The following is a 14,650-nucleotide window of genomic DNA, read 5'->3' as shown; positions in this document are numbered from 1 at the left end:
ACCCATTAAAAATCTTGCCTGTTCGCCGCTGAAATGACATTGATAGCGGCCACAGGATTGTTACTGTTTACAGGCAAAACCTCAGGCACGGCGTCTTCCCCAAGACGCCGTGCCTGAGGTTTTTTTTTGCTCATTTTTCACAGGCGCGTTCAGGAGACAGGGTATGCAATACCAGCAGCTGGCAGATGAAATCATCGACTGTGTCGGTGGCAAGAACAATATTCACAGCGTGATGCATTGTGCGACCCGTCTGCGTTTCAAGCTGAAAGACAGCCGCAAGGCCAATACGGCGGCCCTGAAGCAGAACCCTGGGGTGATCATGGTGGTCGAGAGCGGCGGCCAGTATCAGGTGGTGATTGGCAATAATGTCGGCGAGGTCTATCGCCTGTTAGGTACCGAGAACGGGCCGACAGACGGTGAGAACGCCAGTAAAGAGAACCTGTTCGCCCGCTTTATCGACCTGGTGTCCGGCATTTTTACCCCGTTTATCGGCGTGATGATCGCCACGGGGATCATCAAGGGCCTGCTGGCGTTGATGCTGGTGTTGGGCGTGATGCATCAGGAGAGCGGCAGTTACAAAGTGCTGTTTGTTGCCAGCGATGGCCTGTTCTTCTTCCTGCCGATCCTGCTGGGCTTTAGCGCCGGGAAAAAATTTGGCGGCAATCCGTTTATCAGCATGGCCATCGCCGCCGCGCTGGTGCATCCGCAAATCATGGCGGTGGTGGAAAGCCAGAAGCTGGGGCAGTCGCTTAACTTCTTCGGCATCCCGCTTGAGATCCTCAATTACAGCTACTCGGTGATCCCGATTATCTTTGCCGCCTGGGTGGCCAGCCTGATTGAGCGGGTGGTGCATCCACGATCGCCGTCTGCGGTGCGCAACTTTACCACCCCGCTGATTTGCCTGTTGTTGGCGGTGCCGCTGACCTTTCTGATCATTGGCCCCGCCGCCACCTGGCTGAGCCGCTGGCTGGCGGAAGGCTATGTCTGGATTTACAGCCTCAGCCCAACGGTGGCTGGCGCGTTTATGGGGGCTATCTGGCAAATCTGCGTGATTTTCGGCCTGCACTGGGGATTGGTGCCGGTGATGCTGAACAATCTTGCCACCTTCGGCCAGGACACGCTGGTGCCACTGCTGCTGCCTGCGGTGATGGGGCAGGCGGGCGCCACGCTTGGCGTGATGCTGAAAACGCGCGATATCAAGCTGAAAGCGATTGCCGGATCTGCCTTCACCGCCAGCATTTTCGGTATCACCGAACCGGCGGTGTATGGCGTGACCTTACCGCATCGCCGTCCGTTTATCTTTGGCTGCATCGGCGGGGCACTGGGCGCCGCCATCCTCGGCTATTTCCATACCACCATCTACTCCTTCGGCTTTGCCAGCATCTTCACCTTCCTGCAAATCGTGCCGCCAACCGGCATCGATGCCAGCGTGTGGGCCGCCTTTGTCGGCTCTGCGGTGGCGCTGATTTTTGCCGCCGTAACCACCTACGGTTTCGGCTTATCTGCCGTACCGGTTGAGGTGCCCGTTGAGCCGCCGGTTGAGAAAGCCTCCTCGCGCAGGCAAGCGGTAGTCAGCCCGATCAGCGGTGAAACGCTGCCGCTGGAGCAGGTTCAGGACGCCACCTTTGCCAGCGGGCTGTTGGGCAAAGGGGTAGCGATTGTTCCACAACAGGGGCGCGTGCTGTCGCCGGTCAACGGCATCGTGTCATCAATGTTCCGCACCGGCCACGCGGTTGGGCTGACCTCCGACGACGGGGCCGAAGTGCTGATCCACGTGGGACTGGATACCGTCAAACTCGACGGACAGTTTTTCTTCCCGCGCGTCAGCAACGATCAGCCGGTCAGGGTCGGCGATCTGCTGCTGGAATTTGATTTAGAGGCGATTAAAGCGGCGGGTTACGACCTGACCACGCCGGTGCTGGTCAGCAACAGCGATGACTACATCGACGTACTTATCCTCAGCGACGGCGCGATATCTGCAGGTGCGCCGTTACTGACCATATTGAACTAACAGGAGATTCACCATGAACAGACGTTTTCCGGATAATTTCTTATGGGGCGGCGCGGTCGCGGCCAATCAGGTTGAAGGGGCGTATCAGCAGGGCGGCAAAGGGCTGTCGACCTCGGATCTGCAACCCAACGGCATTTTTGGCGGGCGAGTGGAACGCGTGCCGGGGGATGCTGGCATCAAGGACGTGGCGATCGACTTCTACCACCGTTTCCCGGAGGACATCAAGCTGTTCGCCGAGATGGGCTTCACCGTGCTGCGCACCTCGATTGCCTGGACGCGCATCTTCCCGCAGGGCGATGAACAGTCGCCGAATGAAGAAGGGCTGGCGTTTTACGATCGCCTGTTCGATGAGATGGCCAAATACCAGATTACGCCGCTGGTGACCCTGTCTCATTACGAAATGCCGGTGGGATTGGTCGAGCAATACGGTGGCTGGGGAAGCCGGACCACCATCGATTGTTTCGAGCGTTATGCCCGGGCGGTGTTCAGCCGTTATCAGCACAAGGTGAAGCACTGGCTGACCTTCAATGAAATCAATATGTCGCTTCACGCGCCCTACACCGGCGTGGGTCTGGCTGAAGAGAGCAGCGAGGCGGAAATTTATCAGGCCATCCATCATCAGCTGGTGGCCAGCGCCCGCGCGGTAAAGGCGTGCCATCAGATCGTCAAGGACGGGAAAATCGGCAATATGCTGCTGGGCGGATTACTTTACCCACTCAGCTGTCGCCCGGCAGACGTGATGGAAACCCTGCAGCAGAACCGCGAATGGCTGTTCTTCGGTGATGTGCAGGTGCGCGGCTACTATCCGGCCTATATGCGCCGTTTCTTTGCCGACCGCAATATCACGCTGGAGGTGAGCGAGCAGGATAAGCAGGACCTGCAACACACCATCGATTACATCTCCTTCAGCTACTATATGACCGGCTGCGTCACCACCAATGAAGAAGAGAATCAGAAGGCGCGCGGCAATATTCTCTCAATGGTGCCGAACCCACATCTTGCCAGTTCCGACTGGGGCTGGCAGATCGATCCGGAAGGCCTGCGCATTCTGATGAATATGCTGTACGACCGTTACCAGAAGCCGCTGTTTATTGTTGAAAATGGCCTGGGCGCGAAAGATAAGGTCGAAGCCGACGGCAGCATTCAGGATGATTACCGCATTCAGTATCTGAACGATCATTTAGTGCAGGTGCGCGAAGCGATTGAAGATGGCGTGGAAGTGATGGGCTATACCTGCTGGGGACCGATTGATCTGGTCAGCGCCTCGAAAGCGGAGTTCTCCAAACGCTATGGCTTTATCTATGTCGATCGTGATGACCAGGGAAAAGGAACGCTGGCCAGGTCCCGTAAGCAGAGCTTTTACTGGTATCAACAGGTGATCCGCAGCCACGGTGAGTCACTGAAATAACCGCTCGCCGGGCGGTTTCCGCCCGGCGTTACGCCTCGTCTGCGTCCTCCGCTAACGCCAGCGTTTCCTTACGCACCCGCTCGATATGAATGGTCAGGAACATGCGTTCTTCACAGGAGAGCGTGTAGTGATGTTTTTGCTGAATATGCTGGTCAATTTTTTGCGCGCACTGGTAGGAGAGCGGATATTTATCGCGCACCACATCATGCAACGACTCATCGTCACTCCACACGCCGCGTTTGCCGAGCATGCGCTGGGCGAAGAACTTCAGATGGTTAACAAAGCGGTTATAGCTCAGGCTGTCGATGCGGTAATCCAGCTGGAGCCGGTACTTCACGATATGCAGGATCTCCTGCATAAACTGGGTGATATGCGACACATCGGACATATCGCTGCCCAGCTGGGCGTTGACCAGATGCAGGGCAATAAACCCGGCTTCATCCTCCGGTAGCGTTACGCCCAGCCGTTTTTCAATCAGCTCAAGGGCGTTCAGGCCCAGCGCGAACTCTTTAGGGTACAGCGTTTTGATTTCCCACTTCAGCACATTGCGGATTGGCAGGTTTTGCCGGTGCCGCTCCAGCGCAAAGTGGCAGTGATCGCTGAGGGCAATCGACAGGCTCTCATGTAAGGGCGTGCCCAGCTCGCGGCGGGCTTCGGCGATAATCAGCTCGGTGGTGGTGATCACCTCCAGCGGGATTTCCGACAGCAGTTCGCTCAGACGGGCGGTCAGCGCATCGCTTTGCAGCGCGAACACTTTTTCAATCAGGCCGGCATCCAGCTCATCGCCGACGCGTTTTTGAAAGGCTAAACCGCGTCCCATCACCACCTGTTCGTGGCCGTTGTCCGCCAGGATAATCGCCACATTATTATTAAGGATTTTTGCGATCTTCATTTATCCGCCCTGAAAATAAAAAAACCTGGCCCACCGGGAGAACGGTGTGCCAGGTTTTGCCTGTGCTATGCACAGTAACAATCATGCGCCATGATTAACGGCGGGTGCGGATACCGCAATCACTTGATCCGTGAAATGTGATGCATATCCGCTAAAAAACTGACCAAAGTTTAGTAAATATTTGTGCATATCAGTGCAGTAGTGCGTAAGCCTGGTTAGCATGAAGGAAGTTGTAACGTGAGTTCAGGATAAAGAGAGGCGTTAACGTGGGGAAAGTCATGGCGGACAAGTGGCAGTTGTGGATAGCAGGCGCCTGTTTAACGGTAGTTACAGGAATGGCACACGCCGATTCGCTGGATGCGCAGCGCGGTCGTTATTTGCAGATTAAGCAGGCGTGGGACAGCAATCAAATGGATACGGTGGCGCAGCTGATGCCCACGTTACGTGACTATCCTCTTTATCCTTATCTTGAATACCGTGAGCTGGCTCAGCACCTGGATCAGGAAACCGGGCTGGCAGTGAATGCCTTTATTAAGCAGTATCCGACCTTACCGCCGGTACGCTCCTTACCTTCCCGCTTTGTTAATGAACTGGCCCGTCGTGAAGACTGGCGCGGTTTGCTGGTGTTCAGCCCGGAAGAGCCGAAGCCGGTGTCCGCGCGCTGTAACTGGTATTACGCCAAATGGGCGACCGGGCAGCAGCAGGTCGCCTGGGATGGCGCGAAAGCCATCTGGCTGCGCGGCACGTCTCTGCCAGCAACCTGCGATAAGCTGTTCAGCGTCTGGCAGGCTGCAGGTCAGCAAACGCCCATTACCACCCTTGAGCGTATGCGTCTGGCGATGAAGGAAGGCAATACCAACCTGGTCAATTTCCTCGCGAAACAGCTGCCGGAAGATTATCAGACCATGGCCAACGCGGTAATGGATCTGCAGAACAACCCTCAAACGGTGGTGACCTTTGCCCGCGCCGTGGGCCCGACCGATTTCACCCGTCAGGCGACCTCACTGGCGTTTGCGCGCGTGGCGCGTGAAGACGCGGAAAATGCCCGGGCGATGATCCCGTCGCTGGTGACCGCGCAAAAAATGAGCGATCAGGAAGCGCAGGATCTGAAAGAGGCGGTCGCCTGGCGTCTGATGGGCAACGATATCACCTCTGAACAGGCCCGCTGGCGTGATGATGTGGTGATGCGCAGCGACTCCACGTCACTGATTGAGCGCCGGGTCAGGATGTCGCTCGGCAATAACGATCGTCGCGGTCTGAATACCTGGATAGCCCGCCTGCCGGTTGAAGCCAAACAGAAAGATGAGTGGCAATACTGGCAGGCCGACCTGCTGTTAGAGCAGGGCCGGAAAGAGGAAGCCGAGAAAATCCTGCATGGACTGATGCAGGAACGCGGCTTCTATCCGATGGTGGCCGCGCAGAAGCTCGGCGAAGAGTACAAAATGCAGATCGACAAGGCGCCGCCTCAGGACAGCAGCCTGACCCAGGGCAGCGAGATTGCCCGCGTGCGTGAGCTGATGTACTGGGGAATGGATAACCTTGCCCGCACCGAATGGAGCTACCTGGTTTCCAGTAAAAACAGCGGCCAGCAGCAGCAACTGGCCCAGTATGCCTACCAGCAAAACTGGTGGGTGCTGAGCGTGCAGGCAACCATTACCGGCAAATTGTGGAACAGCCTGCAGGAACGCTTCCCGCTGGCCTATCAGGATCAGTTCCAGCGCTATGCCAACGGCAAGGCGATTCCGATTAGCTATGCGATGGCCATCGCCCGTCAGGAGAGCGCCTGGAACCCGAAAGCGCGCTCGCCGGTGGGGGCGTCTGGTCTGATGCAGGTGATGCCGGCTACCGCGCAGCATACGGTGAAGGTCTACAGCCTGCCGGGCTACAGCAACAGCAGCCAGCTGCTGGATCCGGAAACCAATATTCAGATCGGCACGCAGTATCTGGAATCGGTCTATCAGCAGTTTGGTCAGAACCGCATCTTCTCGTCTGCTGCCTACAACGCCGGCCCATCACGGGTGAAAACCTGGCTGGGTAACAGCGCGGGCAAGCTGGATCCGGTGGCCTTTATTGAAACCATCCCGTTCTCGGAAACGCGCGGCTATGTGAAAAACGTGCTGGCGTACGATGCGTATTATCGCCATTTCATGGATAAGTCAGACAAAATTCTGGCGGATAACGAGTGGCAACGACGCTACTGATCGCGCCAGGCCTGTGCTATGCTTCTGTACTAGTTTAATAGTATGGGCCACACATGAGCGAATCTTCCGTTCCCGTTACCATGGAACCGCATAACGAAGAGTGGCAGCGTTTTGTGACGCTGCTGCAACGTGCCTTTGGCAATGGATTACATCTGCCGCTGCTGCAACTGATGATGACGCCAGATGAGCGCGAAGCATTGGGAACGCGACTGCGGATTATTGAAGAATTGATGCGGGGCGAATTGAGCCAGCGTGAATTGAAAAACGATTTAGGGGTGGGGATTGCGACCATAACCCGTGGGTCGAACAGCCTGAAAAGTGCGCCGCCAGCGCTGAAAGCCTGGCTGGAGGCGCAACTGCTGACCGGCTCAGATAAGATCTGATCCGTCGGATTCGCCCGGCTTCATCTGATAGATATCATTATGGAACGGGCAGAGCGCCAGAATCAGCGCCTGATGGTACACGCTGGTGCGTGACAGCAGGCCGGCGGTAAAGGCGCCGATGGCACCGCCTTTTTGCTTGATGTTATCAATGCCGGTGAGGCGGGACATCTCTTCACCCAGTTCACGGCCTTCGTGGATCCCTTTCATCACGATGGCCGGCAGCGTAAAGCTGGCCGAGCGCGATTCGCCGCGCAGTTTGTGGTTTTCCACCACCATCCAGGCGAAGGCACTCTCTTCTTCGATCCCGGCTTCAATCGCCACCCAGAAATCTGCTTCCGGACGAACCTGGCGGGCATTCATCACCCGTTGGCGTGCGCCAGTTCTCGTTTCGTGATTTGTTATTGGCTGTGCGGCCACGCCGCTGTCGACCTCGACACCCTCAATATGGCAGGATCCTTCACCGAACACATCGCTGAATGCCTGAGAAATTGCCTTAATTTTGGCTGGATTGATGGTGGCAGCGACAACATGGTACATAATTGTTTGAACCCTTTAGGCAAATTTGTCGCAGTATAACGGAAAATCGCATGTTACAGGTCTATCTTGTTCGCCACGGAGAAACGCTTTGGAATGCCGCCCGACGCATTCAGGGACAGTCAGACAGCGCGCTGACGGAGAAAGGAGAGCAGCAGGCTCATCAGGTTGGGGAGCGCGTGAAACATCTTGGCATCACCCATGTGATCTCCAGCGATTTGGGGCGAACCAAACGCACGGCGGAGATCATTGCGGATGCCTGTGGCTGCAACGTCACCCTCGACCCACGCTTGCGTGAGCTGAACATGGGTGTGCTGGAAGAGCAGCCGCTGGATGAACTGACCGCCGAGCAGGAGAGCTGGCGGAAAACGCTGGTCGACGGCACTGAAAACGGCCGCATTCCTGGCGGAGAGTCGATGACGGAGATGGCAGAGCGGATGCATAACGCGCTGAACGCCTGTCTGGATCTGCCTGCAGGAAGCCGTCCGCTGATCGTCAGCCACGGTATGGCGCTGGGCGTGTTGGTCAGTACCTTATTGGGCCTGCCGGCGCATGCTGAACGTCGTCTGCGCTTACGCAACTGCTCGATTTCACGCGTTGATCATCAGCAGAGTGCCTGGCTGGCAGCGGGTTGGGTCGTGGAAACGGCCGGGGATGTTGCCCATCTCGATCAGCCTGCGCTGGATGAGCTGCAGCGCTAATCATCGGAAGATGAAGCAGGGGCGAGGTGTTTCGCCCCTTCACGCTAAAAGCCGGGGAATACCGTGCTCAATTACCCTGTGGTTACGCGGTTGCTGAGTCTGCCGGCGCACGGATGGGGATCAGATATTCACAACGGATCTCCGTCGGCGGCTCGGCGCGTTTCTTACCACCGTGGGTGTAGAAGCGCTCAATATCCTGGCCATGGCGGCGGGTCAGCTTCAGCATCGGCATACAGGTGCCGTACACCAGCAGGATAAAGTCCTGGAATTCGCTGTGCGGGCCTTCGTACGTAAACTGCACGTATTCCCCCCCTTCTAACATCACGGTCTGCGTGGACTGCAACGGCTGCGACAGCTTGTCCGACGGCACGGCGGTGGTGTACAGGATCTCCTGCTCATCATCCTTTTCCATGCTTGGACGCGACTGATGCAGGCCATACAGCACCGGCGGCACCATATCCGTTTCGGCCAGGAACTGACGCCAGAAGTGCAACCGCATCTCACTCCGCGCACTGGAGATCTGCTCCAGCGTACAGGTGTAGCTTTGCGTTTGCCCAACCAACACCGTTTCCGGCAGAGTGATCCAAGCAGGCTCGGGAACGTGGAAATCACCCAGGCGGATCGGCGGACGTAAGCCAAACGAGTTCCAGTCAGACGAGCGGCGATAGTACGCAGGCGTCTGGTTGAACTGCTTTTTAAATGCCCGGGTAAACGTCTGTTGCGAATCAAAACGATACTGCAGGGCAATGTCCAGAATCGGACGGCTGGTCAGGCGAAGCGCTACTGCGGCCTTAGACAGACGGCGTGCGCGGATGTATGCGCCAATCGCGTGTCCGGTGACTTCCTTAAACATTCTTTGCAAGTGCCATTTTGAATAACCGGCCTTGGTCGCCACGTTGTCCAAAGACAGCGGCTGATCAAGGTGGCTTTCAAGCCAGACAAGCAAATCGCGAATGATACCGGCTTGATCCATAAATCATCCTTACCTGGTTAAAATTAGTGCAGGGAAAAGTTCCACTACTGGCTTCTGTTACGCATTCAGTCTGCAAGAAGACAAATACCCTGTGCTGATGCGCCTCAAACAACGGGGAGGTGTTACCATGCGGCAAGTGCCTGAAGAAGTTTACCTTACAATGTCATCTATTTTCTAAGCAATGGTAACGTTATGACAATGAGAAAATTGTTAATAGTCACGTCGGTAATTTTTGCATCGGTAACCGCTCATGCTGAGCAGGTTGGATCAGTGGACACGGTGTTTAAGGTGTTTGGCCCAGACCATAAGATAGTGGTTGAAGCCTTCGACGATCCGGATGTAAAAAATGTAACTTGTTATATCAGTCGCGCCAAAACCGGCGGCATCAAGGGGGGACTTGGGCTGGCTGAGGATACCTCAGACGCGGCCATCTCCTGTCAGCAGGTTGGTCCGGTTGAACTTAGCGATAAAATTGCCAAGGGCAAAGCGGAAGGCGAGGTCGTGTTCCAGAAACGGACTTCACTGGTGTTTAAAAAGCTTCAGGTGGTACGGTTTTACGATCAGAAGCGTAATGCGCTGATCTATCTGAGCTATTCCGATAAAGTTGTGGATGGTTCGCCTAAAAACGCCCTGAGCGCAGTGCCTATTATGCCGTGGAAATAGTCTGCTGCATAGAAAAGGGCCGGATTACCGGCCCTTAATTTTTTGCACCCGCAGGAATTAGTCCTGCAGATCGCCACAGAAACGGTAACCTTCACCGTGGATGGTCGCGATGATTTCTGGGGTATCCGGCGTGGATTCGAAGTGTTTACGAATACGGCGGATGGTCACATCAACGGTACGATCGTGTGGCTTCAGCTCACGGCCGGTCATCTTTTTCAGCAAATCGGCACGGGTCTGGATTTTGCCTGGGTTCTCGCAGAAATGCAGCATCGCGCGGAACTCACTGCGCGGCAGCTTGTACTGCTCGCCCTGTGGGCTGATCAGGGAACGGCTGTTGATGTCCAGCTCCCAACCGTTAAACTTGTAGCTCTCAACCAGCTTGCGCTCTTCACTGTGCGGCGCCAGATTCATGGTGCGGGAAAGCAGGTTGCGTGCGCGGATGGTCAGCTCACGCGGGTTAAACGGTTTAGTGATGTAATCATCTGCACCAATTTCCAGGCCGAGAATTTTGTCGACTTCGTTGTCGCGACCGGTCAGGAACATCAGGGCTACGTTAGCCTGTTCGCGAAGTTCGCGGGCCAACAGCAGACCGTTTTTCCCTGGCAGGTTAATATCCATGATCACCAGGTTGATGTCGTTCTCGGTCAATATATGGTGCATTTCAGCACCATCCGTAGCTTCATAAACCATGTAGCCTTCGGCCTCAAAAATACTTTTGAGAGTATTACGAGTCACTAATTCGTCTTCAACGATAAGTATGTGCGGGGTCTGCATGTGTTCGCTACCTAAAATTGCCAACAAAGTTAAAACAGGGCATACAGTTAACAGGACCAGACAAAGCAGATGAGTCATCCGGCGCAAAACGTCAACTGTACAGAATATGTTCTTGAGCCATTAAAGACCAGGCCGTGCTTCCCGGGAAGACAAGGTGCATCCTGTCCTGGTACGCTTAAAAATGGGTGTACATCTTATCCGCATTAACAGCAATATAACAGTACAAGACCTGACCGAAATGTAATAAACAACGCTAAGTTGACTTATATCAAACCAATTGTAGCACGTTAACAAGTTTGTGAAAAACTCTTCCAAGAATGCCAGCTTAGCTCACATTTATGTGCTTTTCGCCGACAAGTTAGCGCCCGGCGGCAAAAGGAGTTTGGATCGGATTTAACATTTGGTAATTGATTGAACCCTATGGTTTTATGTGCTGATAATTGTTTTTATTAGGGTATTTAGCCTGAAGTCGTCATATAATTTGTTTATGACTGAATAGAGTATGCACCGGTAATGTTGTTTATTTGTTACTGGTGAGCGAATTTTTTTACAAGCTGGCTGTAATTTGTTTACCGCCCGGCCAACCATTATTAAGGCAGTTATGCGTTTTCCCCTGATCCTTGTCTCACCACGCAGACCAGAAAATGTCGGCGCCGCCGCCCGCGCCATGAAAACCATGGGATTTGATGAGCTGCGGATCGTCAACAGTCAGGCGCACCTTGAACCGGCCGCCCGCTGGGTTGCGCATGGTGCCGGGGAAATCCTCGACAACGCCACCCACTGGGATTCGCTGGACGCGGCACTGGCGGACATCGACTTCAGCATCGCCACCACCGCGCGCAGTCGGGCAAAATTCCGCTATTACGCCACGCCTCAGCAGGTGCAGAGCCTGTTAGAAGAGAAGCAGCAGTGGGTGCAAAGTGCCGCGCTGGTGTTTGGCCGAGAAGATACCGGGCTGACCAATGAGGAGCTGGCGTTGGTGGATGTGCTGACCGGGATCCCGATGGCTGCCGACTATCCTTCCCTGAATCTGGGACAGGCAGTCATGGTCTATTGCTACCAGCTTTCCGCGCTACGGCAGGTGAGTGCCATAAAAGAAGCGCCAGCGGATGCCCAGCAGCTGGATGCATTGCGGCAGCGTCTCGATCGGCTGTTGGTGAGCCTGGAAGTCAGCGAGGACAGCAAACTGGTGGACTGGCTGGCCCAGCGACTTGGCCTGTTGGAACAGCGCGACAACGCCATGCTGCATCGTCTGCTGCATGATGTAGAAAAAAAACTTATAGATAAAAAAACTGGCGAATAAAGCAATGGCAGTGGGTATTACTGGCATTGTTTCGACAGCTAACAGAATGGATCTGTTTTTCCGGGAAATGCCCCAAGGCTTCTCCGCTGCGCCGTCGGCCAGACGGTGATAAAAAAATTGACTTGGCCAGGGGATTGCTTTACTTCTGGAGGCCGACAGAATTTATAAACAGACAGACGATAAATCTAAAATGCGCAATTTCAGCCTGATGACAACAATCATTATTACCACCACCATTACCACAGGTAACGGTGCGGGCTGACGCATACAGGAATCATCAAAAATAAGCCCGCACCTAAACAGTGCGGGCTTTTTTTTCGGCAAAAATTCAGGAGATTTTGATATGCGAGTGCTGAAATTCGGTGGAACCTCAGTAGCCAACGCGGAACGCTTCTTACGCGTGGCAGACATTCTGGAAAGTAATGCGAAGCAGGGACAGGTTGCTACCGTATTGTCCGCGCCAGCTAAGATCACTAATCACCTGGTGGCGATGATTGAAAAAACCATCAGCGGCCAGGATGCCTTGCCGAACATCAGCGATGCGGAAAGCATTTTTGCTTCCCTTCTGCAGGGCCTGGCGGAAGTGCAGCCGGGTTTCCAGTACGACAAGTTGAAAACCGTTGTCGACCAGGAATTTGCGCAGCTTAAGCAGATCCTGCACGGCATTGGCCTGCTGGGACAGTGCCCGGACAGCGTCAACGCGGCGATTATCTGCCGTGGCGAAAAGCTGTCGATCGCCATTATGGAAGCGCTGCTGCTGGCGCGCGGACATGGCGTCAGCGTCATCGACCCGGTTGAGAAGCTGCTGGCCGTTGGGCATTACCTCGAATCCACCGTTGATATCCCTGAGTCCACTCGCCGTATTGCCGCCAGCCAAATCCCGCGAGAAAACATGATCCTGATGGCCGGCTTCACCGCCGGTAATGATAAAGGTGAACTGGTGGTACTGGGCCGCAATGGCTCCGATTATTCGGCTGCGGTGCTGGCCGCCTGTTTACGCGCTGATTGTTGTGAAATCTGGACCGATGTGGACGGGGTTTACACCTGCGATCCTCGCCAGGTGCCGGATGCGCGCCTGCTGAAATCGATGTCCTACCAGGAAGCGATGGAGCTTTCCTATTTTGGCGCGAAAGTGCTGCACCCGCGCACCATCACTCCTATCGCACAGTTCCAGATCCCGTGCCTGATCAAGAATACCGCCAATCCTCAGGCGCCCGGCACGCTGATTGGTGGCGACAGCTCGGATGATGATAATCCGGTTAAGGGCATCACCAATCTGAATAACATGGCGATGTTTAACGTCTCCGGCCCGGGCATGAAAGGGATGGTCGGCATGGCGGCGCGAGTCTTTGCCGCCATGTCCCGCAGCGGTATCTCCGTGGTGTTGATCACCCAGTCCTCGTCTGAATACAGCATCAGTTTCTGCGTGCCGCAGAGCGATCAGGCGCGTGCCCGACGCGTATTAGAAGAAGAGTTCTATCTTGAGCTGAAAGATGGCCTGCTAGAGCCACTGGATGTGATGGAGCATCTGGCGGTGATTTCAGTGGTCGGCGACGGTATGCGCACGCTGCGCGGCATCTCTGCCAAATTCTTCTCGGCGCTGGCGCGGGCCAATATCAATATCGTGGCCATCGCCCAGGGCTCTTCCGAGCGTTCTATCTCGGTGGTGGTGGATAACGATCAGGCGACCACCGGCGTGCGCGTGGTGCATCAGATGCTGTTCGCCACTGACCAGGTGATTGAAGTGTTTGTGATCGGCGTCGGCGGCGTTGGCGCGGCACTGATCGATCAGCTGCATCGCCAGCAGGCGTGGCTGAAAAATAAACATATCGATTTACGGGTGTGCGGCATCGCCAATTCCAAAGCGCTGCTGACCAACGTGCACGGCATTCCGCTGGAGAACTGGAAAGCGTCGCTGGCTGACGCCAAAGAGCCGTTTAATCTTGGCCGCCTGATGCGTCTGGTAAAAGAGTATCACCTGCTGAATCCGGTGATTGTGGACTGTACCTCAAGCCAGGCGGTTGCCGATCAGTATGCCGACTTCCTCGGTGAAGGCTTCCACGTGGTGACGCCGAATAAAAAGGCCAACACCTCATCTTACAATTACTACCTGCAGATGCGTGCGGCAGCGGCGAAATCGCGCCGTAAATTCCTTTACGATACCAATGTTGGTGCGGGCCTGCCGGTGATCGAGAACCTGCAAAACCTGCTGAATGCCGGTGATGAGCTGCTGCGTTTCTCCGGCATCCTTTCTGGCTCTTTATCGTTCATCTTCGGTAAACTGGATGAAGGCGTGTCGCTGTCGGAAGCCACCAAAACCGCACGTGAAATGGGCTTCACCGAGCCTGACCCGCGTGACGATCTCTCCGGGATGGACGTGGCGCGTAAGCTATTGATCCTTGCCCGTGAAGCCGGCTACCAGTTGGAGCTCAGCGACATCGAGATTGAAGCAGTGCTGCCGGAAGAATTCACGGCGATTGCCGACGTGGAAACCTTTATGGCGCGTCTGCCAGAGCTGGATGATGCCTTTGCTTCCCGCGTGGCGCGGGCCAGTGCAGAGGGCAAAGTGCTGCGATTTGTCGGCGCCATTGAAGAAGGTGGCCGTTGCCAGGTAAAAATTGATGCCGTGGACGGTAACGATCCGCTGTATAAAGTGAAAAACGGCGAGAATGCCCTGGCCTTCTACAGCCGCTACTATCAGCCCATTCCGCTGGTTCTGCGCGGCTACGGTGCCGGTAATGATGTGACCGCAGCAGGCGTGTTCGCCGACCTGTTACGCACCTTGTCATGGAAGTTGGGAGTTTAAG

13 protein-coding genes and 1 other annotated feature are annotated in these 14,650 nt (G+C 55.3%); of the genes, 9 read left to right on the top strand and 4 right to left on the bottom strand.

The window, feature by feature from the left end; translation table 11 throughout:
* Positions 1-163: 163 nt before the first annotated feature.
* Both bglF and AC0IXH_RS14140 read left to right on the top strand, forming a co-directional pair.
* Positions 164-2,011 carry a PTS beta-glucoside transporter subunit IIABC gene (gene bglF / locus AC0IXH_RS14145; RefSeq protein WP_471720575.1) on the top strand — a complete coding sequence of 616 codons (1,848 nt, stop codon included), beginning with the start codon at positions 164-166 and terminating at the stop codon, positions 2,009-2,011.
* A 13-nt stretch (positions 2,012-2,024) separates the two neighbouring features.
* Positions 2,025-3,419 (top strand): glycoside hydrolase family 1 protein, encoded by a 1,395-nt coding sequence (locus AC0IXH_RS14140; RefSeq protein WP_346566964.1) that lies wholly within the window; start codon positions 2,025-2,027, stop codon positions 3,417-3,419.
* A gap of 28 nt (positions 3,420-3,447) precedes the next feature.
* Here AC0IXH_RS14140 and licT read toward each other — a convergent pair whose 3' ends face one another.
* Complete coding sequence (licT, locus tag AC0IXH_RS14135; protein ID WP_013200688.1) at positions 3,448-4,311, bottom strand: BglG family transcription antiterminator LicT; 864 nt, start codon at positions 4,309-4,311, stop codon at positions 3,448-3,450.
* A gap of 278 nt (positions 4,312-4,589) precedes the next feature.
* Here licT and sltY point away from each other — a divergent pair, with 278 nt between their 5' ends.
* Together sltY and trpR are read left to right on the top strand one after the other, a co-directional pair.
* Positions 4,590-6,512, top strand: coding sequence for a murein transglycosylase (gene sltY, locus AC0IXH_RS14130; RefSeq protein WP_455864240.1), 1,923 nt, complete (start codon positions 4,590-4,592; stop codon positions 6,510-6,512).
* A gap of 53 nt (positions 6,513-6,565) precedes the next feature.
* Positions 6,566-6,895: a trp operon repressor gene (trpR, locus tag AC0IXH_RS14125; RefSeq protein WP_041691896.1), complete on the top strand. Its 330-nt coding sequence runs from the start codon at positions 6,566-6,568 to the stop codon at positions 6,893-6,895.
* On the opposite strand, the gene yjjX is transcribed toward trpR, so the two are convergent.
* Entirely contained in the window at positions 6,881-7,432 is a 552-nt protein-coding gene (gene yjjX, locus AC0IXH_RS14120) for an inosine/xanthosine triphosphatase (RefSeq protein ID WP_013200690.1), read from the bottom strand. The genes trpR and yjjX overlap by 15 nt on opposite strands.
* A 50-nt stretch (positions 7,433-7,482) precedes the next feature.
* Between yjjX and gpmB the strand changes: the two genes are divergently transcribed.
* Positions 7,483-8,130, top strand: a complete 648-nt coding sequence (gpmB, locus tag AC0IXH_RS14115) for a 2,3-diphosphoglycerate-dependent phosphoglycerate mutase GpmB (RefSeq protein ID WP_013200691.1) — start codon at positions 7,483-7,485, stop codon at positions 8,128-8,130.
* A gap of 82 nt (positions 8,131-8,212) precedes the next feature.
* Here the strand turns inward: gpmB and robA are convergent, their stop codons facing one another.
* The gene (gene robA, locus AC0IXH_RS14110; protein ID WP_013200692.1) at positions 8,213-9,103 is read right to left on the bottom strand and encodes an MDR efflux pump AcrAB transcriptional activator RobA; all 891 of its coding nucleotides are present in this window, start codon (positions 9,101-9,103) and stop codon (positions 8,213-8,215) included.
* Between the two features lie 192 nt (positions 9,104-9,295).
* On the opposite strand from robA, the gene creA reads away from it, so the two are divergent.
* On the top strand, positions 9,296-9,766 hold the full coding sequence (creA, locus tag AC0IXH_RS14105; RefSeq protein WP_013200693.1) for a protein CreA: 471 nt from the start codon (positions 9,296-9,298) through the stop codon (positions 9,764-9,766).
* Between the two features lie 57 nt (positions 9,767-9,823).
* On the opposite strand, the gene arcA is transcribed toward creA, so the two are convergent.
* Entirely contained in the window at positions 9,824-10,540 is a 717-nt protein-coding gene (gene arcA / locus AC0IXH_RS14100) for a two-component system response regulator ArcA (protein ID WP_013200694.1), read from the bottom strand.
* A gap of 601 nt (positions 10,541-11,141) precedes the next feature.
* Between arcA and AC0IXH_RS14095 the strand changes: the two genes are divergently transcribed.
* The 3 genes from AC0IXH_RS14095 (at position 11,142) to thrA (ending at position 14,649) form a co-directional block, all read left to right on the top strand.
* Entirely contained in the window at positions 11,142-11,843 is a 702-nt protein-coding gene (locus tag AC0IXH_RS14095; RefSeq protein WP_013200695.1) for a tRNA/rRNA methyltransferase, read from the top strand.
* 190 nt (positions 11,844-12,033) lie between these two features.
* Positions 12,034-12,105 (top strand): thr operon leader peptide, encoded by a 72-nt coding sequence (thrL, locus tag AC0IXH_RS14090; RefSeq protein ID WP_071822137.1) that lies wholly within the window; start codon positions 12,034-12,036, stop codon positions 12,103-12,105.
* Positions 12,041-12,162, top strand: a sequence feature (Thr leader region). It overlaps the preceding gene by 65 nt.
* Before the next feature lie 24 nt (positions 12,163-12,186).
* On the top strand, positions 12,187-14,649 hold the full coding sequence (thrA, locus tag AC0IXH_RS14085) for a bifunctional aspartate kinase/homoserine dehydrogenase I (RefSeq protein ID WP_013200696.1): 2,463 nt from the start codon (positions 12,187-12,189) through the stop codon (positions 14,647-14,649).
* Position 14,650: the final 1 nt, after the last annotated feature.

Source organism: Erwinia sp. AC075 (assembly GCF_979253995.1).
This window is presented reverse-complemented; position numbering and strand designations above follow the sequence as displayed.

Bases quoted from the DNA above. Each gene is read 5' to 3' on its own strand.
- trpR (WP_041691896.1), top strand. From the start codon at position 6,566: ATGAGCGAATCTTCCGTTCCCGTTACCATGGAACCGCATAACGAAGAG.
- AC0IXH_RS14095 (WP_013200695.1), top strand. From the start codon at position 11,142: ATGCGTTTTCCCCTGATCCTTGTCTCACCACGCAGACCAGAAAATGTC.
- thrA (WP_013200696.1), top strand. From the start codon at position 12,187: ATGCGAGTGCTGAAATTCGGTGGAACCTCAGTAGCCAACGCGGAACGC.
- licT (WP_013200688.1), bottom strand. From the start codon at position 4,311: ATGAAGATCGCAAAAATCCTTAATAATAATGTGGCGATTATCCTGGCG.
- arcA (WP_013200694.1), bottom strand. From the start codon at position 10,540: ATGCAGACCCCGCACATACTTATCGTTGAAGACGAATTAGTGACTCGT.
- gpmB (WP_013200691.1), top strand. From the start codon at position 7,483: ATGTTACAGGTCTATCTTGTTCGCCACGGAGAAACGCTTTGGAATGCC.
- bglF (WP_471720575.1), top strand. From the start codon at position 164: ATGCAATACCAGCAGCTGGCAGATGAAATCATCGACTGTGTCGGTGGC.
- yjjX (WP_013200690.1), bottom strand. From the start codon at position 7,432: ATGTACCATGTTGTCGCTGCCACCATCAATCCAGCCAAAATTAAGGCA.
- creA (WP_013200693.1), top strand. From the start codon at position 9,296: ATGACAATGAGAAAATTGTTAATAGTCACGTCGGTAATTTTTGCATCG.
- robA (WP_013200692.1), bottom strand. From the start codon at position 9,103: ATGGATCAAGCCGGTATCATTCGCGATTTGCTTGTCTGGCTTGAAAGC.
- AC0IXH_RS14140 (WP_346566964.1), top strand. From the start codon at position 2,025: ATGAACAGACGTTTTCCGGATAATTTCTTATGGGGCGGCGCGGTCGCG.
- sltY (WP_455864240.1), top strand. From the start codon at position 4,590: ATGGCGGACAAGTGGCAGTTGTGGATAGCAGGCGCCTGTTTAACGGTA.